Raw genomic sequence first — 18,203 nt, 5'->3', positions numbered from 1 at the left:
ACAGTGTGTAGCACGATAGCCGGGTGCCGCAGTCACCACCAGCCCGCCGCCCCGGCCTCGACGTGGATCCCACCGTCGTCGGCCGTCGAGTCCGTGCCCTGCGTGAGGAGCGGGGGATGTCGCTGTCCACACTGGCCCGGCTCGCCGGCGTCGGAAAGGCCACCCTCTCCGGGCTGGAGCACGGCACCCGCAACCCGACCCTGGAGACGCTCTGGGCGGTCACCGCGCAACTCGGCGTACCGTTCACCGCCCTGCTGGCCGAGCCGACCGCCGGGCCCACCGCGCACGGCACCGCGGTCACCGCCACCCTGCTGGAGGTGTTCACCGACACCGACGCGACCTACGAGCTGTACCGGATGCGGGTCGCGCCCGGCCCGGTACAGCTCTCCCCCGCCCACCAGCCGGGCGTCACCGAGCACATCACCGTCTTCGCCGGGGTGCTGCGCGCCGGCCCGGCCGACGCACCGCTGACCGCGCCGGCCGGCGGTCACCTCCGCTGGGTGTCCGACGTGCCGCACAGCTACGCGGCGGTGGGTGACGAGGAGGTCGCCGCCAGCCTGTTACTGCGCTACCCGCGCCGCTGAGGTCCGGCCGATCGGTCACGCACCGTGGGGTCCGTCGACGAAAATCGCAATCATTTCTCGACGCACGCAGGAGGCGTAGAGACGAAGGCGGGGTGTTCTTGGCAAGCTTGACCCCATGACGCTGATCCTCCGCTCGGTCATCCTCAACGACATCGGCCTGGTCCGCACCAACAACGAGGACTCCGCCCTCGCCGGTGACCGCCTGATCGCCGTCGCCGACGGCATGGGCGGGCTGCCCGCGGGCGAGGTGGCGAGCGAGATCGTGATCCGGATCCTGGACGAGTTGGCCCCGCCCACCGAGCCCGACGGCGCCGCGGACGCCCTGCGTGCCGTGGTCAGCACCGCCAACCAGCGCATCCACGCCGCCATCACTGTCGACCCGAGCCGCGACGGGATGGGCACCACGCTCACCGCGGCGCTGTTGGCCGGCGAGACGCTGGTCCTGGCCCAGGTCGGCGACTCCCGCTGCTATCTGTTGCGCGACGGGGAGCTGACCCAGCTCACCCGGGATGACACGTTCGTCCAGGCACTTGTCGACCAGGGCACCCTCTCCCCGGAGCAGGCCCGCCACCATCCGCAGCGGTCCCTGGTGACCCGGGCGGTGCAGGGCGCGGACACCCCACCGGCGGTCGGTGTGCTCACCGTGGTCCCCGGCGACCGGCTGCTGCTGTGCAGCGACGGGCTCTCCGACTACGTCGAGGACGACGCCATCGCGGCGGCGCTCGGCATGTACGCCGATCGCCAGCAGTGCGGCGAGCAGTTGGTGAAGCTCGCCCACCACGCCGGCGCACCGGACAACGTCACAGTCGTCGTCTCCGACGTCGTCGCCCGCTGACCTCGCCGGATCCCGCTCGGCGGTTCGTCGGGACCGGTCGTTCCGGGCTCGGCCGCCCACTAGATAGTTGTGCCATCTAGCTTACGCCGCTACTGTCCGACGCGTGGATTCCGACCGGCGCGGACAGTGGCTGCGCGGGGTGCTCGACATCTGTGTCCTGGCCCTGCTGGCCGAGCGCGAGTCCTACGGCTACCAGATCGCCCAGGCACTCGACGCGACGGGCGTGGGGCCCATCCAGGGCGGCACGCTCTATCCCGTCCTGCTGCGCCTACAGAAGACCGGCCTGGTGACCGCGCAGTGGCGGGAGGGCAGCGCCGGGCCGGCCCGCAAGTACTACCGGCTCACCGACGACGGGTACGCGGCACTCCGCGCGGGCGGCAACGCCTGGCTCGCCTTCGTCCGGCCGGTGAACGACATCGTCACGAAGGGGGTCACCCGGTGAACGCCGACGATTGGCTGCGAACGCTCACCGCCGAGCTGCACCAGCGCCGGGTCGGGGCGGACGCCGCCCGGCACGTGGTCGCCGAGGCCGCCACCCACCTGCGCGAGGGGGGCGGCGACCCCTGGGTCGTCTTCGGCCCACCCCAGCAGTACGCGGTCGCGGTGGTGGAGAGCATCGGCACCGCGCCGGGACCGCGTCCCGGGCCGGTCCGGTTGCACGCGGCGGGCATCACCAAGCGGTACGGGCGGCGGACGGTGCTGCGCGACGCCACGCTCACCGTCCGGGCCGGACAGATCGCCGCCGTCGTCGGCGCGAACGGCTGCGGCAAGAGCACCTTCCTGCGGATCTGCGCCGGGCTGATGTCACCCGACGCCGGTGCGGTGACCGTCTCCGGGCGGCTCGGCTACTGCCCACAGTCCGGCGGCACCGCCGACTTCCTGCTCGCCGACGAGCATTTCGTGCTCGTCGGCGCCGGCCAGGGCGTGGCCCGAGGGCCGGCGCGCCGGGCCGGTCGGGCGGCGGCTCGTCAGCTCGGTTGGGAGGCGGACGGGGACGTGCAGGCCCGACACCTGTCCGGCGGCACCCGGCAGAAGCTCAACCTGACCATGTCCACACTCAGCGCCCCGGACGTGCTGCTGCTCGACGAGCCGTACCAGGGCTTCGACCAGGGCACGTACGTCAACTTCTGGGACCAGCTCGGTCGGTTGCGGGACGCCGGCACGGCCGTCGTCGTGGTGACCCATCTGCTCACCCAACTCGACCGGGTGGACATCGTGCTCGATCTGACCCCGGCACCTGTGACCGGGTGGCACGCGCCAGGGGCCCAGGGAGGCCATCGGTGAACCGGCTCGTCGTCGTCGCCGAGATGACAGTGCGGGAGTTGCTGCGGCGTCGGGGCGTACTCCTGCTGTTGTTGTCGATGCCGTTGACCTTCTACCTGATCCGGCGGGACGCCTACCTCGGGCAGTCGGTCCGGTCGCTGCTGCTGGGTGTGGGTTGGGCGGTGAGCACCGCCGCGCTGTTCGCCACCACCGCGGCCCGGGAGCTGGAGCCGAGGCTGCGGCTGGCCGGCTACCGGCCCCATCACCTCTACCTCGGCCGGGTGCTGGGCCTGTGGACGGTGGGGCTGGTCATCGCCGTGCCGTTCTTCCTGCTCCCCATGATCGACGGTGCGGACCTGCGGTACGGCGGTCTGGCCGCCGCGCTGCTCTGCTCGGTCGCGGTGGCGGCGCCGTTCGGGATGCTGATCGGCGCGCTGCTGCCCCGCGAGATGGAGGGAACGCTGCTGCTGCTCACCGTGGTGACGGTGCAGATGTTGATCGACCCGGCCGGGTCCGGGGCGAAGTTGACGCCATTCTGGTCGACCCGGGAGATCGCCACCTGGGCGGTGGACCACACCGACCAGGGCTACCTCTCCCGTGGCGTGCTGCACGGGCTCGCCGTCACCGCTTTGCTGGTCGTGGGTGTGGCCGCCGTGGTCAGCGTCCGCCTGCGCCGCCGCCGGCACCTGCGACACCTGCCGGTGGGATGACCGGCGCGGATACCGCCAATCCGGTTGCTCCGGCCAGCACGGCGGGTTGAGATGGGCGGATGACCATCCGCCGGGTGACCGCCGACGAGCGTCTCACCACCAGCTTCCCGCTGGCCGCGTACGCCTTCGAGTCCTCGCCACTCGGTGCCGCACGGATCGACGAGTTCCGCGACTACCTGCCCTACCAGGAGGGCAACCGGACGCTGATCGCCGAGGAGGACGGCGTCACGCTGGCCGCCGCCTCGTCCATTCCGATGCGGCAGAACCTGCGCGGGACGGTGCTGCCGATGGCGGGTGTCGCAGGCGTCGCCACCCACCCGCTGGCCCGCCGGCAGGGGCACGTCCGGACGCTGCTGCACCAACTCCTCGACGAGGTACGCGACGAGGGGCACCCGGTCAGCGCGCTCTACCCGTTCCGGCCCAGCTTCTACGCCCGGTTCGGCTACGCCGGGCTGCCCAGGCCGCGCCGGGTCACCTTCGCACCGGCCCACCTAAGCTCGCTGCTGCGCACGGAGCTGCCCGGCGAGGTCGGCTGGGAGCGCATCGGCACCGGCTATCCGGCGTGGCGCGCGTTCACCGAGCGCTGCCTGACGCAGCGGCACGGCTTCGCGCTCTTTCCGGACTACCGGGCGGACGGGATGCGGGAGCGGGACGAGTACTGGCTGCTCACCGCCCGCGTCGACGGCGAGGTTACCGGCGCGGTGACCTACCGGATCGACGAGCACGGCGGCACGCTGCACGGCAACGAGTTGCTGGTCGCCGATCCGCTCGCGCGGGCGTTGCTGTTGCAGTTCTTCGCCCGGCACGTCGACCAGGTCGACCGGATCACCGTCCAGGTCCCGCCGGACGAGCTGCCGGAGCTGTGGCTGACCGACCTGGACGTGCACGTCGAGGCACGCATCGCCGTGCCGGGTACGTCCGCCCCGATGGCCCGGCTGTTGTCGCTTGACGCGTTGCGCGGGCTGCCAGCCGGCCCGGGTCGGGTGCGCATCGAGCTGACCGGGGACCGCTGGCTGGCCGGCACCCACCTGCTGGACGGCACGACCGGCGCGCTGGAGTTGGTCACCGACACCGCCGGCCGCGCGCCGACCGCCACCCTCACCGCGGCCGGGCTCTCCGCCCTGGCGTACGGGGTGCTGGATCCGGCCGAGCTGCCCCTGCGGGGGTTGGGCGAGGTGCCGGTGGACGCCGCCGCGCAGTTACGGGACATCTTTCCCCGCCGGGTGCCGTACGTCTTCTCCGACTTCTGAGCCTTCCTCACGACCGGGTTTGTCGTCCCGGCGGCCGTGGGTAGGGTCCCGCGAATGCCGGAGTGGTTACAGGCGGGTGGGTGGGGGCTGCTGGCCGGGTCGGCCCTGCTGGTCGGGGCGGCGGTCGGTTGGTTCGCCCGGGTGCCGCAACGCGTCATCGCGTCGATCATGGCGTTCGGGGCGGGCGTGCTGCTCTCCGCCGTGTCGTTCGAGTTGATCGCCGAGGCGCACGCGCTGGGCGGGCTGCTGCCCACGGTGCTCGGCGCGGGCGGCGGTGCGGTCGTCTACACCCTGGCCAACGTGGCCCTCGCCCGACGCGGCGCGCGGCATCGGAAGCGCTCCGGCGACCAGCAGCCCTCCGAGGGTGAGCAGCCCGGCTCGGGGTCGGCGATCGCGGTGGGTGCGCTGCTGGACGGCGTACCGGAATCCGTGGTGATCGGCGTGAGCCTGCTCGGCGGCGGCACGGTCAGCCTGGTCACGGTGGCGGCGGTCTTCCTCAGCAACGTTCCGGAGGGCCTGTCCAGTGCGGCCGGCATGCGTCAGGCCGGCCGGTCCCGGCGGTACGTCTTCCTGCTCTGGATCGGGATCACACTGGTCAGTGGGGCGTCCGCGCTGCTCGGCAACACGGTGCTGGGTGGGGCGCCGCCGGAGGTGCTGGCCGGAATCACGGCGCTGGCCGCCGGGGCGATCCTCGCCATGATCACCGACACCATGGTCCCGGAGGCGTTCGAGAACGCCCATCTGCTCGTCGGTCTCATCACTGTCGCCGGCTTCCTGACCGCCTTCGCCCTCTCCCACGCCTGAGCGCCCGCCCGGCTCCGCCGCAGGCTGGCCCGCACCTCCGGAACGCCCACTAGCATCACGGGGTGCGCATGACGTCGGTTGCCGCCCTCCTCGTCCTCGGTGTCGCCACGGTGACCCTGCCCGCCTGCGCGGCCGACGACCCGGCACCGGCCTTCCAGCCCGGCGCGTCCGCCTCGCCGGTGGCCCCGCCGCCGACTGCCCAGGCCGAAGCGCCGCAGACCCGCGACGGCCTCGGCGGCCCGGGGGCCAGCGCGAGCCCGAAGCCCGCCGGAAAGGTGCTCGCGGCCGGCAACCCGAACGGCACGGCCACCGTGCCGGCCGAGGCACGGGCGGTGGACACCTCGAAGCCGACCCGGACCATCGGCACCGGCACCCCGGCGAGCTGCACCTCCGCGGCGGTCGTGCAGGCCGTCGCGGCCGGCGGTGTCATCACGTTCAACTGCGGGCCCGCCCCGGTGACGATCAAGATGACCGCCACCGCGAAGGTCCGCAACGCCAACGGGCCGAAGATCGTGCTGGACGGCGGCGGCCGGGTCACCCTGAGCGGCCAGGGGCAGCGCCGCATCCTCTACCTGAACACCTGCGACGAGGCGCAGGGCTTCACCACCTCGCACTGCCAGAACCAGGACCACCCGCAGCTCACCGTGCAGAACCTGACCTTCGCCGACGGCAACTCCACAGGTGAGAGGGCCGAGGGTGGTGGCGGTGGGGCGATCTTCGTACGCGGCGGGCGGCTCAAGGTGGTCAACTCGCGCTTCGTCCGCAACCGCTGCGACAGCACCGGCCCCGACCTGGGCGGCGCGGCCATCCGGGTGCTCAGCCAGTATGAGAACAAGCCGGTGTACGTGGTGAGCAGCACCTTCGGCGGGGCGGCCGGCCAGGGTGGCTCCTGCTCCAACGGGGGTGCGCTGAGCAGCATCGGCGTCTCCTGGGTGGTGCTGAACAGCGTGCTCAGCCACAACGAGGCGATCGGCAGCGGTGCCAACCCGGCCAAGTCCGGCACGCCCGGCGGCGGCAGCGGCGGCGCGATCTACTGCGACGGCAACGAGTTCACCGTGCGGATCGCCGGCACGATCATCGAGAACAACGGGGCGAACGAGGGCGGCGGAGCTGTCTTCTTCGTCAGCAACAACCGCACCGGCACGATGAAGATCGAAGGCTCGACACTGCGCCGCAACCCCAGCGGCAAGTTCGAGACCCGAGGTTTCCCCGGCATCTTCTTCCTGGGCGCCCAGAACCCGACGGTGACCAACTCCAAGCTCTCCTGACCGGAGGGAGTCAGTAGGGGTTTCCCTCGCCGGGCGGGCGGGCGTGCAGGAGGGCGGCGGGGCGGCCCGGCAGGTCCCGTGCGCCGGACATCGGTGGGCTTGCCGTGTGGTCGCCGTCGGCCATCCCGGCGAAGAGTTCCCTGAGCGCGGTGAGCGCGCTGATCTTGGGATGCCAACCCAGCTCGGTCTCCGCCCGCTCGCTGGACATCAGCGGGGCGTTCAGGCCCAACTCCACCCAGCCCGCGTCGACCGGCTGTAGCCGCGCCCGCCAGGTCAGCGCCGCCGCCGCCCGCAGCACCGGCGCGGCGACCGGCACCGTCCAACCGTGGAAGTGCCGAGCCACCAGCTCCGGGGTGAGCACCGGGTCCGCGGCGACGTTGAAAGCACCACGCACATCACCCAGAACCGCCCTGGCGTACGCATCGGCCACGTCGTCGGCGTGCACCGCCTGCATCCGCAACCGACGGTTCGTCGGCACCAGCGGGATCCGGCCGAAGCGCAGCAGCCGCACCGGCGCCAGTGGGCCTAGGAAGTAGCGGGTGATCTCCGCACCCGCGGCCCGCTGGAAGATCAACCCGGGTCGCATCCGCACCACCCGCAGCGTCGGGTGATCACGCTCGATCCCGTCCAGCAGTGCCTCGACCTCCGCCTTGTGCTCGCTGTACGACGAGCCGGGCACGCCCGTGGTCGGCCACCGCTCGCTGATCGGGTGGTCCTTCGGACCGGGGGCGTAGGTGCCGACCGACGAGGCGTACACCACCGCCGGCACACCGGCCCGAATCACCGCGTCGAACACGGCCCGGCTGCCCTCGACGTTTGTCCGACGCAGCACCCGCTGGTCGTGGCTGGGCTGGATCTGCCAGGCCAGGTGCACCACCGCGTCCGCACCCGCGAACACCTCGGCGAGCTGCCCCGCCGCGCCCGGCGCCCCGATGTCGCAGGAGTGCCACTGAACCTGGTCGTACGGCTCACCGGCATCCGGTGCGGGCAACCGCCGGACCACCCCGGCCAGCTCCACGTCCCGCTCCTGACGGAGCCGCCGCAGCACCGCCGTACCGACATTGCCGCTCGCCCCCACCACCACGATCCGCATGCTCGACCCCGTACCCGCCCAGCCGCCGCTCAACCACCCACACCGCACGGCCAGCGCGGCCCGCAGCTCGCGCGGCCAGCGCGGCCCGCAGCTCGCGCGGCCCGCAGCTCGCGCGGCCAGCGCGGCGCGGCCAGCGCGGCGCGGCCAGCGCGGCGCGGCCAGCGCGGCGCGGCCAGCGCGGCGCGGCCAGCGCGGCGCGGCCAGCGCCGCTTGATCCACTCGGCTTTCTGAGAGTCGGGGCATCCAAGCGGCCGGGACAGTCCGACTTTCAGAATCCCGAGTCGATCATGGGAGAGGGCACGACCCGTAGACACCGCTCGGGCACGTCCGGCCTGTCCAGGCACAATTGGGCTGTGGAACGTCACGAGTTCGGTGCCGCGGTGCGCCAGTTGCGGGAGAGTACGCCGCCTGCCGCTGTCGGGCTGCCGATCGGTCGTCGGCGGGTGCAGGGGCTGCGGCGGGAGGAGCTCGGCGAGCTGGCGGGGATGTCCGCGGACTACGTACGCCGGTTGGAGCAGGGGCGCAGCCATCCATCCGCCGGGGTGGTGAACGCCATCGCCCGTGCGTTACGGATCGGGCGGGCGGAGTACGAGCGGCTCTGCGCGCTGGCCGGGTACGCCGCTGCGGACGGGCAGGTGCCGAACGAGATCGGCCCGGGCGCGATGCGGCTGCTGGAGCGGTTCGCTGACACTCCGATGTTCGTCTCCGACGCGGCGATGAACCTCGTCGCCGTGAACAGCGCGTTCCTGGCTCTCGGGCACTGGGAGCTCACCGGGCAGCCCTGGGAGTGGAACATCGCGTGGCGCACGTTCTGCGATCCGTTCAATGGCTTCAAGCAGTCCCCGGATGACGCGACCGATCATGAGTCGATCCTCGCCGCCCGCCTGAAGAGCGCACTGTTGCGCTACCCCGCCGACGCGTCGCTCGCCACGCTGGTGGACGAGATGCGGAGCCGAAGCCGCCTGTTCGACACCCTGTGGCGTGCGCCACGACCGGTGGCGGCGTACGAGAGCAGTGCCGCGTTCATCCATCCGGACGGCGGCGCCGTCACGCTCGTCGGCAGCCTGCTCGCCATCCCCGGCGACGATCTGGCGGCTCTGCTGCTCACCGCGGCGCCCGGCTCGGCCGATGCGGCCCGTCTCGGCGAGATCGTCGGCGTCTCCGGGGGCCCGACCATCATCAAGGTGGGCCAACCCGGCCCAGGCTAACCGCGCCGGATTCGGCGAAGGTAAGTGACGTCTCCAGCAAGCGCCGATCCAGTGGCTGCCTCCGGGCGGCTCCGGTGAGGCGGGGCTGGATGCCTTCGCAACTCGAAGAGACCGCAGGGAGCATCTCCGCGTCGCAGTCGCTTCGAGTGCGAAGTCCATCGACGGCACTCACAGAGGCAGGTTCAGCGATGAAGGCAGTGCGTTTCCACGAGTTCGGCGGTCCTGGGGTCCTCCGCTACGAGGACGTCGAGCAGCCCACCCCCGGAGCCGGGCAGGTCCGGATCCGCGTCGCCGCGACGTCGTTCAACGGCGTCGACGGCAACATCCGCGCGGGCTACATGCAGGGCCCGATCCCGGTGGAGCTGCCGCACACTCCCGGTCTCGATGTCGCCGGCACCGTCGACGCGCTCGGTGACGGCGTGGACGACATCGCGGTCGGCGACCGGGTCGTCGGCTTCCTGCCGATGACGGGGACCGGGGCGGCCGCAGAGTATGTGATCGCGCCGGCGGAGATCCTGACGGGGGCACCCAGGAACATCCCGTTGGCCGACGCGGCGGCATTCCCGCTGGTGGGTCTGACCGCGTGGCAGGCGCTGTTCGACCACGGCAAGCTGACCGCCGGTCAGCGGGTGCTGATCAACGGCGCCGGCGGAGCGGTCGGCGGGTACGCGGTGCAGCTGGCCAAGGAGGTTCGCGCCCACGTGATCGCCACGGCCAGCCCACGCAGCGCCGAGCGGGTCAAGGCTGCCGGCGCCGACGAGGTGATCGACCACACCACCACCGACGTGACCGCGGCGGTGACCGAGCCCGTCGACCTCGTACTCAATCTCGCGCCCGTCACCCCGGAACAGCTGGCCGCGCTGGTCACGCTGATCCGCGACGGAGGCACCCTGGTCAACACCACAGTCTGGATGCCGGCTCCCTCCGACGAGGCGCGCGGTGTGCGGGGCATCGACCTGTTCGTCCGCAGCGACGCCGACCAACTCGCCGACCTGGCCGCTCGGATCAGCACCGGCGAGTTGCGCGTCGAGGTCACCCAGCGGGTGGCGCTGGCCGACCTGCCCGCGCTCCACGCCCGGGCCGGCGCGGGCGACCTGCCGGGCAAGACCGTCATCCTCGCGCCCACGGCCTGACCCGCCTGCCAACCAGCACAAGGACGGCTCCGATGACCGACAGCCGCACGAACCCGTCAGGCACTCCGGCCATACCGCTGCTCATCAGCCCGACCGACCGCACGGTTTCGATCACGGTCCAGCAACGCACCCTGGTGGCGCCCGCCACCGCGTTTCGGGTGATCGCGCCGATCGACCTGCCGAGCGTCTTCCACCGGGTCGGGCCGTTCCCCGGTGTCACGGGCGTGGCCAACCAGACGGAGGCCTGGGATCACGTCGGCCCCACCCGTAACCCGCAGTTCGAGGACGGGTCACAGGCCGACGAGCAGTTGACCGAGTACACGGAGGGTTCGATCTTCGCGTACCAGCTGACCGGGTTCACGAACGTCCTCTCTCGCCTCGCGGCCGGAGTGCGGGGCGAGTTCAACTTCAACCCCGACGGGGACGGCACCCTCATCCGCTGGACCTACGAGTTCAAGCCGCGCCCCGGCCGGCGTCTCATCCTCGCCGGCCCCTTCGCCCCCCTGTGGCGCCGTTACATGGCGGCTGCCCTGGACCGGTGCGTGCAGGCGATCGAGGCGCAGGAGCCGCAGCTGTAGCAGACCCGGCCAGCCACCGGAAAGCACGCGACGTGGCGGTGCTTTCCATCAGCATCAAACGAGCAGCCCTGTCGAGCTGCCTCCGATCGGCGCACCGCCGCCCGGCCGATCGAACCAACTCACCGCACAGTCCAGGAGACGATGACGATGATCCCCGACGACGATCCCACCCGCTCGCTGACCGTGGCGGACCCCGACGATCCCGACACGACCCACATCTCCCTGGCGGGGGACAACTACGGCATGTTGATCACCGGCGAGCAGACCAACGGCGCGTACTGCCTGATCGACATGCGCGTCCCCGACGGCGGCGGCCCGCCACCGCACCGGCACGACTTCGAGGAGATGTTCACGATCCTGGAGGGCGAGATCGAGTTCACCTTCCGCGGCGAGAAGCACGTCGTGCGGGCCGGCTCCACGATCAACATCCCGGCCAACGCGCCGCACAACTTCCGCAACATCTCCGGGGCGCAGGCCCACATGCTCTGCATGTGCACCCCTGCCGGGCAGGACGAGTACTTCACCCGCATCGGCGACGTCGTCGCGGCCAAGGACTCACCGCCGCCGCAGCTCTCCCCGGACGAACTCGCCGAACGCCGCCGCCGCGCTACCGAGCTGGCCTCGACCTACCGCAGCGAGTTCCTGTGATCAGCCAACCGCTGGCGCTCTGACGATATCGAGCCGAGGCAACAGCAGCCGTTGGCCCGACTGCGGAAGGGGTCCGAGCCGCATGTGGGCGGCTGGGCCCCTCGCCGATCCACCGTCGAGGCTGGCCCGGCATGAGCACGTCGGGCCACCGGAAAGCCTGCGTTTCCCCAGCTCACATGCCGTTGGTGGGCCGCCTGGGACTCGAACCCAGAACCTAAGGATTAAAAGTGCGCAGGAGCAGACAAAACCACTTCGGGGCATCGGAGTTTTCCGCCGCCCGGATCCCGGCCGTGTTGTCCGGCTGCGTCTGGGCTGGTCCGCGCCACGTCTATGGGGAGTGACGCCACGATGAGTGACCGGCGGAGGCGCGAATCCGACCATCGCGATGTGAGTCCGTCCGGTACCGGAGCATCCGAGCGCCCGTGGAGCACCCCCGGTCCCGGGTGCTGCCCGCTTGCCGGCCACTTCTCCTTGCCTTCGGGCGGTGGAGGGCTATGGCGACCGCCCAGCAAGGAGGTCCGAGCCGGTCGTGCCCATCCATGCGCTCGGGGCTGAACTCGGCACCGATGACCGGCGGCAGCGGGAGGTCTCGTCCCTGACGTCGACTTCTACCCTCTGCCCGCGCTCTCACTTCCGATAACGCAGGCATTATTTCTGGGCTATAGTGGGTGTGTGAGCGGGTGGGAGGTCGGCCTTACCGAGGACGTCGAGGACTGGCTGCTTGACCTGGCGAAGTCTGACCCCGACTCCGCTGACCAGGTCGCTGCGGCCATTGATCTGCTCGCCGCTGAGGGTCCGGCGCTCGGTCGACCCTTGGTTGATCGAGTCAAGGGCTCGAACTACAAGAACATGAAGGAGTTGCGGCCAGGCTCGGCAGGGGGAACCGAGATCCGCATCCTGTTCGCCTTCGATCCTCAGCGGGAAGCCATCCTGCTGCTGGCGGGTGACAAGAGCGGCAGCTGGAAGGGCTGGTACGAAACCAGCATTCTCGAAGCCGACAGGAAGTTCGCCGATCATCTGCGAGAGCTGAAGGGACAGCACTGATGGCGCGAAGCTGGCGGGATGTCCGCTCCCGCATGAACCTCGACGAGGCCAAGGTTGAGCAGCACAAGGAGCGCATGCATGGCGAGGTACGCGCGACGCGGCTGCGTGAGATGCGCGAGAAGCGCGGCCTGACTCAGCAGCAGGTTGCCGACCGCATGAACGTTTCACAGCCGCGCGTCGTCGCCATCGAGAGCGGCGAACTCCCGAAGACTGAGGTCGGCACGGTTGCCCGGTACATCGCTGCCCTTGGCGGCAAGGCCGAGTTTGTTGCCGAGTTCGATGGCGAACGGGTGACCCTGAGTTAACGTCTGGGGCATGAGGGCGGTGCCGAGCGCTCGGCGTACCAGTTGGTCCCGCAGTGAGGCAGGCCGCGACTGCCTGTAGCCCTTCCGGCGCCATGTCAGCCCTGACCTATCTGAGTTACCGCCGCTCAGAGGTGGTGTGTGGTGGGCGGCTGCGAACTTCGATTGGGTGTCTATCTTCGCGTGGCACCGGGCGGGAGAGCGAGGAACTGCTCGATGTCGGCGATGGCGTCCTCCACCGTGCCGCCGACCTCCGGGTCGCGCAGCCGGGCGCGCAGGGCGGGCAGGACTTTGTCGGTGTCGAGTTGGTGATGGATGCGGGCAAGGTGGCCGAGGCAGATCGCTGCTGTGGCCCGGACGTCCTCCTCCGGGTGATCCAGCAGGCGTAGGTAGAAGTCCTGGCACCAGCGCCAGTCCGCATCGTGCAAGGCGAGCCCGACCATCGAGTCGGTGAGGGTGTCGATATCGCCCGCTGCGAGTGCGGCTGTGGCCGTGTCGTGGGTCGCCGGAGCTGGTTCGTAGTAGCTGCGCTGTGTGCTCATGTCTCGTCCTTCGGCGGCGCGGTCGGCCTGCCCTTCTTGTCTACCAGTCCGGCACGCTTGAGGGCGTTGCGCATGTCGTCGTTCGGGCCGTCTTTGCTGTGGTCCTCCCAGTCGCGGACATGGCCGTGGTAGATCTCGACGACGTCGTCGCCAGGGTTGGACGGCTCGATGCGGCGGTGCCGGTCGAGAATCACGATCTCACCCGTCTGGTGATCGACGCCGATACGGCGACGCTCGTTGGTCTCCTTGATCTGCACCGACCGGTCCAGTGCGGTCTAACCGTTGGTGGGGGCACGGCTCGCGCTGCCCATGGCCAGATTGCGGTCGGTGTCTCGGTGCTTGGGCCGTTGCTCGTCGCCGACGTGGTACACCCGGCGAACCCGGGGGGTCCTGGCGAGTTGCGCGACCGGCTTGACCAGCGCCGATTCCACCTCGGGCGGCACGGCCGCATCGCCACCGCCCATTAGGGACGGACGCCCGGAGCGAAGAGTACCCGACCGGTTACCAGAACGAGGTCCCCCGGCCAAACCATCAGCGAAACGCCGGGGCCAGGTTTGGGCAGATGGACGACGTCACGGACCCATTGACACTGACCCTCGCGGTGACGGAGCAGCGCCTGTCAAGGGCGGATGAGTGTCGGCATGACCGCACGCCGCACAACTTCTTCGGTCGTCAAGGGGCTGCGTGGATGGTGACTCAAGCACATCGGAGCCTGCATCTTGACAAAGCGTGCACCTTCTACGCCGGCGTAGAACTGACCGGCCCGCATCTTGCCAATATCTGGCACATCGGTGCCCTTTGCCCTCGCCACATCGCGGGCCGCCTCTATCTGGATCGGTGCGGTCAGGAGGCCGAAGAATTGGCTAGCGGCGTTGCCGGGTATTTGGTTGTGTAACGCCTTCGGAGCCTGTGTGGCGAAGACCAGGCCCAGCCCGTACTTACGGGCCTGCGAGGTCAGCGCCAGGGTGCTCTCCGTGCAGGCAGTGATGGTGCCGGATGGAGCCAGCGTCTGGGCCTCGTCCATGACGAAGAGCCCGCCCAGTGGCCTGTCACCGGCGGGATGGCGCTTGATCCAGGTGAAGAGGGCAAGCTGTAGCTGATTGACGAAGCTCTGGCGTTGGTGGTCCTCGGGCAACCCGATGAAACTGATCACCGACACCCGGGCTCGTCGGCCGGGCCTCGGGGTAAGCAGCTCACCGGGATCGACGGGGGTGCCGACGCCGCCGAACAGCGGATCGTTGATAAGCGCGGCCTTGAGTAGCTGCGCCATTCCAGCCCCCAGCTTGGGTGCGCCATCGAGTTGACTCACCCCGTCCGGTAGGTCGTTGAGCACCTCGGTGAACTCGCGCAGATCGTTCGCGCCGGTGCGGGCGTAGCTGATCAGTGCCTCGCGCAGCACGGCCCGGCCGAGCCGGGCCTTGTCCGTGCCGCCGTCCACGCGTGCATGCGGAGCGAGCGTGGCAACGGCGGCGTTCACGGCGGCGGTGAATCCGTCGGGATCATCGAGGACGTCGGCGAACTTCGGAAGCGGCTGGAAAGTGAGCGGTCGGCCGCTCTGTCGCCCCGGCGTCCAGATCACAACCTCGGTGCCGGAGAGGTACGCCTCGGCCCGGCGGGCATCGCCCGGCCCCCACCCGCCCGGCGGTGCCGGCCACGCCTCACCGAGCCGGGCCAGGTCATTGTTGGGATCGAGGACGATCGCCGAGACGCCACGCAGCGCGCACTCCTCGATCAGGCGGCGGATCAGGACGGTCTTGCCGGAGCCGGAACCCGCGAATATGACGGTGTGCCGCCGCAGGGACTCGAGGTCGATCCGCACCGGATCCGGACGGCCGGCGACCGCGCCAAGGGTCAGGGAGAGAGGGTCGGTCCCGGCGACCGGCTGGGCGTCGACACCCTGCGCCGCGGTTGCCGCTGCCGGCGCTGTCGGCCGGGCCGCCGGGTCGGCGGGTCCCTGTGTCGCCGGGACCGTTACCCGTCCGACAATGTGCGTCGGTTGCGACGCATCGACTGCTCGCTTCGACGGGGGGTCGGGGTCGACCACGGCTGAAGTTCGCGGTGGTGGCACCGGCGCGCGGCGGACGCTGCCCAGAGCCTCCCGCAGGCAGGCGATGTCGGAGGCTGGCCGCCGATCAGCGAACCACGGCCGTAACGTCTCCAGCCCGTAGTACTGAACGAGTTGTTCCAGGGCGGTCATTCGGCGGATGTCGTCCGCCCGGAAAACGAGCGTCCGGCCGCCGGCCCGTTCGAACGCGTTCAGCACCTCCCGGGTACGGGCGCCGGACGACCACTGGGCGCTGCGCAGCAGGAACAGGCGCCGCTTGGTGATTCCCTCGGTGAGCCCGGCGGTGGTGACGGCGTTGCGGATTCGGTTGAGTGCGGCGATGTGGTGGGGAGCGGAAACTGCCCGGAACGACCAGTGCTCCTCGTCCTCGGTCTCCTCGTCGAGGCTGTGCCGTAGCCGTGCGTGCAGGGCTGGCTTTCCACCGACGGGGAGCGGGTCAAGGCTGAATGTCTCAACGGCAGATCCCTGTTCGGCGATCCACGCGGTGAGCCCCGCGCGGAGCAACGGCGGAACCCGGGCGTCCTCGTACTGCTGGAGTGCGGCGGACTTGGGATCGGCCTCGGCGATCAGCTCTGCGTATCTGGCGTCGATTTTGGCGAACTCGTTCGCCCTGTCGGTGGCTGCCGGAGCACGGATCACCGCGTTCGACTCGGCCACGACAGCGGCGTCAGCGTCGGTCGCGTGCAGCAGATGGCGTAGTTCCGTCACCTCGTCGGCGGCCAGGCAAGCCCGGACGTGCGTGTCGATACGGCGGAGCAGTTCGCGCGGCGTGAAGCCGACGACCTCATCCAGTGCGGATCGGTGGACGGGCCAGGTCGGGTAGGGCGGCCGGAAGCCGAGTTCGCCGAAGATCACCGCGAACCGCTTCTCCACCAACTCCCGCCCGACCTCGGTAGAGGGGACCTCCTTGAGGAAGGCAGCCTCCCTGAACCGGTCCTGGACCGTGTCGGTGGCTTGTTCCTTGATGTTCCGCCAGGTCTGAGGCAGGCACGACACCACCGAGAGTGAACGCCGGGTTGTCTCCCGCAACGCCATAAGGCCGCTGGCCACCTGCTCCAGCAGCAACGACGTCTGCCAGTCCGACTCGCCCCGGACGTCCTGGTTGGTCGCCTTGACGGACTGGGCGACCATCAGGTCGATCTGGTCGATCGCGATCACCGTCGGTGCGACCATGGCCAAGAGTCGCGACGCGTCCCGGACGACCTCCTGCGGGGCCCGCCGGTTACGCCGCAGCCCCCACCCGGCCCGGGTGCCCGGCTCCTCCTCCTCCATCGAACAGAGGAAGTAGTAGCCCACGTCCTGCGTTGCCGGCGGCTCGGCGGCGTAGAGCACGAGCGCTCGCGCCGTGTCCTGACACTCCGTGCCGATCTGACGGTTCGCCTTGCGGATCAGGTCGACGAAGGCGTCGAGAGCGGATCGGCTCAGTTCGGTCTCGCCGGCGACGGCCCGGCGCACCGCCCGCGGTGCGCCGACCAGGTCGGCCAGCCGACGCAGGAACGTCCGAAGCTGCGTTGTTCCATCCGGCATCGGCCGGACGAAGTCCGCCAGCATCGACATGGCGGTGCTGTGCCAGAACGCGCGAGCCTCCAGCAGAGCGACCAGGAAGAAGAATCCGCCGCGCCGTTGCACCTCCTCGCGGACCGTGCCGAGCAGGTGCGTCTTGCCGGTGCCCCGCTGGCCCAGGATGGCGACGCCTACCGGGCTGGAGTCGACGCTGCCGTCCGCCTCCAGGAAGCTGTCCAGCACCGTCTTGACTACGTCGTGATGCAGGCCATCGACGTGGAACGGGGCCGCCTTCCACACGTCGTCCGGTGTCGGAGCCCAGTTGAACCTGAGCGCCGCTAGGGCCCGGCGCTCTTCGTCGGTGATCATGACGAGATAGCGATGAGGTGCTTGTCCTGGTTGCCGATGCTCACGGCTGCGGCCCGCTCCTCCGTCCTGAGTACCTTCTGATTGGATTCGGGCACGAGATGGACGTTGCGTTCCCGGTTCAGCTCGACGAGGGCGGCGTCGACCTCCGCGCGTGACAGGTCGGTCAGCGCCGAGCGCAGGTCGGCCAGCATGACGTAGTCGCCCGGGGCGGAGGCCAGTTTCTGGTACGCCTCCCGTACCAGCACGACCGGATCGGCCTGCTGGCTCGTTGGTGCGTCGGACGACGCTGGCGGTGTTGAGGCCGTTACGACGTCGCTGGCGTTGATCTTCATCCGGAACAGGTCATCGGCCCGGGCGCCCGAGTGGTCGATCAGCCGCCGCAGGAAGTCCAGGGCGACGTAGAGCGTCCCGCCGGGGGTGCCCGCGCCCTTTGGCGGCTCAGCCCCCAGTTCCTCGGCGGCCCGGTTCCAACCCTCGTCGGTCAACGCCAGGGTGATCGGTTTCTCAGTCACTTCGATCAACTTGAGAGACATCAACCGGCGCCGGTGGTCGGCCTTCAAGCCGATACCGGCGACATTCCTGAAGTACGTCTGCGGCAGCGGTGTCGCCTTGATCATGAGCGTGATGAGAATGCACCGGTCGACGAGCGTGAGTTCCTTTTCCGGCATGCGGATTCTCCTCTGCGGCACGCGCGCCTTCGCGATGATCGGGGCGATGGCGAAGACTCGAAGGGGTGGCCGTGCTTCCGGCAACGGGGGAGGCCCGCGCCCGGGCCGATTCTGCCGAGGGCGCGATGCGAGCGCAAGGTCACGTTTCTGGCTGCAGAAAGCCGACAGTAGGCGTTAATGGATCTTCGGCAGTCCTGCTTGGATGCCGTGATTGGAACACCTGTTCGGGGTGGTAACAAGGGATCGGTTGCGGGGCCGTTGCCAAGAATCAATGGCAGAAGGCAGCATGGTTGACCTGCGAGAGGCGGGTCGGCAATTGTCGACCCGCGACCTCTC

The 18,203-nt window shown here is 70.2% G+C and carries 20 protein-coding genes; 14 read left to right on the top strand and 6 right to left on the bottom strand.

The window, feature by feature from the left end:
* Positions 1 to 23: 23 nt before the first annotated feature.
* The 8 genes from AB0A95_RS12935 to AB0A95_RS12900 all read left to right on the top strand — a co-directional run bounded on the left by AB0A95_RS12935 (position 24) and on the right by AB0A95_RS12900 (position 6,714).
* Positions 24 to 584: an XRE family transcriptional regulator gene (locus AB0A95_RS12935; protein ID WP_357555855.1), complete on the top strand. Its 561-nt coding sequence runs from the start codon at positions 24 to 26 to the stop codon at positions 582 to 584.
* A 115-nt stretch (positions 585 to 699) separates the two neighbouring features.
* Complete coding sequence (locus AB0A95_RS12930) at positions 700 to 1,419, top strand: protein phosphatase 2C domain-containing protein (protein ID WP_357555854.1); 720 nt, start codon at positions 700 to 702, stop codon at positions 1,417 to 1,419.
* 103 nt (positions 1,420 to 1,522) lie between these two features.
* Positions 1,523 to 1,861, top strand: coding sequence for a PadR family transcriptional regulator (locus tag AB0A95_RS12925; RefSeq protein WP_357555853.1), 339 nt, complete (start codon positions 1,523 to 1,525; stop codon positions 1,859 to 1,861).
* Positions 1,858 to 2,703 (top strand): ATP-binding cassette domain-containing protein, encoded by an 846-nt coding sequence (locus AB0A95_RS12920; RefSeq protein ID WP_357555852.1) that lies wholly within the window; start codon positions 1,858 to 1,860, stop codon positions 2,701 to 2,703. Before AB0A95_RS12925 ends, AB0A95_RS12920 begins: the two co-directional genes overlap by 4 nt.
* Positions 2,700 to 3,392: an ABC transporter permease gene (locus AB0A95_RS12915; protein WP_357555851.1), complete on the top strand. Its 693-nt coding sequence runs from the start codon at positions 2,700 to 2,702 to the stop codon at positions 3,390 to 3,392. Before AB0A95_RS12920 ends, AB0A95_RS12915 begins: the two co-directional genes overlap by 4 nt.
* Before the next feature lie 59 nt (positions 3,393 to 3,451).
* Positions 3,452 to 4,642: a GNAT family N-acetyltransferase gene (locus tag AB0A95_RS12910; protein WP_357555850.1), complete on the top strand. Its 1,191-nt coding sequence runs from the start codon at positions 3,452 to 3,454 to the stop codon at positions 4,640 to 4,642.
* Between the two features lie 54 nt (positions 4,643 to 4,696).
* Positions 4,697 to 5,446 carry a ZIP family zinc transporter gene (locus AB0A95_RS12905; protein WP_357555849.1) on the top strand — a complete coding sequence of 250 codons (750 nt, stop codon included), beginning with the start codon at positions 4,697 to 4,699 and terminating at the stop codon, positions 5,444 to 5,446.
* A 68-nt stretch (positions 5,447 to 5,514) separates the two neighbouring features.
* Positions 5,515 to 6,714, top strand: a complete 1,200-nt coding sequence (locus AB0A95_RS12900) for a hypothetical protein (RefSeq protein WP_357555904.1) — start codon at positions 5,515 to 5,517, stop codon at positions 6,712 to 6,714.
* A 10-nt stretch (positions 6,715 to 6,724) separates the two neighbouring features.
* Here AB0A95_RS12900 and AB0A95_RS12895 read toward each other — a convergent pair whose 3' ends face one another.
* Positions 6,725 to 7,807, bottom strand: a complete 1,083-nt coding sequence (locus AB0A95_RS12895; protein WP_357555903.1) for an NAD-dependent epimerase/dehydratase family protein — start codon at positions 7,805 to 7,807, stop codon at positions 6,725 to 6,727.
* A gap of 353 nt (positions 7,808 to 8,160) precedes the next feature.
* Here AB0A95_RS12895 and AB0A95_RS12890 point away from each other — a divergent pair, with 353 nt between their 5' ends.
* The 6 genes from AB0A95_RS12890 to AB0A95_RS12865 all read left to right on the top strand — a co-directional run bounded on the left by AB0A95_RS12890 (position 8,161) and on the right by AB0A95_RS12865 (position 12,723).
* Positions 8,161 to 9,015, top strand: a complete 855-nt coding sequence (locus AB0A95_RS12890) for a helix-turn-helix transcriptional regulator (RefSeq protein WP_357555848.1) — start codon at positions 8,161 to 8,163, stop codon at positions 9,013 to 9,015.
* Positions 9,016 to 9,203: 188 nt separating this feature from the next.
* Positions 9,204 to 10,148, top strand: coding sequence for an NADP-dependent oxidoreductase (locus AB0A95_RS12885; protein WP_357555847.1), 945 nt, complete (start codon positions 9,204 to 9,206; stop codon positions 10,146 to 10,148).
* Positions 10,149 to 10,180: 32 nt separating this feature from the next.
* Positions 10,181 to 10,726 (top strand): SRPBCC family protein, encoded by a 546-nt coding sequence (locus AB0A95_RS12880; RefSeq protein ID WP_357555846.1) that lies wholly within the window; start codon positions 10,181 to 10,183, stop codon positions 10,724 to 10,726.
* 141 nt (positions 10,727 to 10,867) lie between these two features.
* A complete protein-coding gene (locus tag AB0A95_RS12875) occupies positions 10,868 to 11,374 on the top strand; it encodes a cupin domain-containing protein (protein ID WP_357555845.1) in 507 nt (168 codons plus the stop codon).
* Positions 11,375 to 12,046: 672 nt separating this feature from the next.
* Complete coding sequence (locus tag AB0A95_RS12870; protein ID WP_357555844.1) at positions 12,047 to 12,418, top strand: type II toxin-antitoxin system RelE/ParE family toxin; 372 nt, start codon at positions 12,047 to 12,049, stop codon at positions 12,416 to 12,418.
* A gap of 32 nt (positions 12,419 to 12,450) precedes the next feature.
* Positions 12,451 to 12,723 carry a helix-turn-helix domain-containing protein gene (locus AB0A95_RS12865; RefSeq protein ID WP_357555843.1) on the top strand — a complete coding sequence of 91 codons (273 nt, stop codon included), beginning with the start codon at positions 12,451 to 12,453 and terminating at the stop codon, positions 12,721 to 12,723.
* 170 nt (positions 12,724 to 12,893) lie between these two features.
* Here AB0A95_RS12865 and AB0A95_RS12860 read toward each other — a convergent pair whose 3' ends face one another.
* The 5 genes from AB0A95_RS12860 to AB0A95_RS12840 form a co-directional block, all read right to left on the bottom strand.
* Positions 12,894 to 13,262 carry a hypothetical protein gene (locus tag AB0A95_RS12860; RefSeq protein WP_357555842.1) on the bottom strand — a complete coding sequence of 123 codons (369 nt, stop codon included), beginning with the start codon at positions 13,260 to 13,262 and terminating at the stop codon, positions 12,894 to 12,896.
* Complete coding sequence (locus AB0A95_RS12855; RefSeq protein ID WP_357555841.1) at positions 13,259 to 13,519, bottom strand: hypothetical protein; 261 nt, start codon at positions 13,517 to 13,519, stop codon at positions 13,259 to 13,261. The genes AB0A95_RS12860 and AB0A95_RS12855 overlap by 4 nt, the downstream gene beginning before the upstream one ends.
* Before the next feature lie 18 nt (positions 13,520 to 13,537).
* Positions 13,538 to 13,705, bottom strand: a complete 168-nt coding sequence (locus tag AB0A95_RS12850; RefSeq protein ID WP_357555840.1) for a hypothetical protein — start codon at positions 13,703 to 13,705, stop codon at positions 13,538 to 13,540.
* 176 nt (positions 13,706 to 13,881) lie between these two features.
* Entirely contained in the window at positions 13,882 to 17,199 is a 3,318-nt protein-coding gene (locus tag AB0A95_RS12845) for a DUF87 domain-containing protein (protein WP_357555839.1), read from the bottom strand.
* Positions 17,196 to 17,867 (bottom strand): hypothetical protein, encoded by a 672-nt coding sequence (locus AB0A95_RS12840; RefSeq protein WP_357555838.1) that lies wholly within the window; start codon positions 17,865 to 17,867, stop codon positions 17,196 to 17,198. Before AB0A95_RS12840 ends, AB0A95_RS12845 begins: the two co-directional genes overlap by 4 nt.
* Between the last annotated feature and the right edge of the window lie 336 nt (positions 17,868 to 18,203).

Origin of the sequence: Micromonospora sp. NPDC049230, assembly GCF_040647875.1 — a bacterium.
Taxonomy (GTDB): Bacteria; Actinomycetota; Actinomycetes; order Mycobacteriales; family Micromonosporaceae; genus Micromonospora.
Note: the sequence above shows the minus strand (reverse complement) of the source record. Positions and strands in the feature narration are given on the sequence as shown.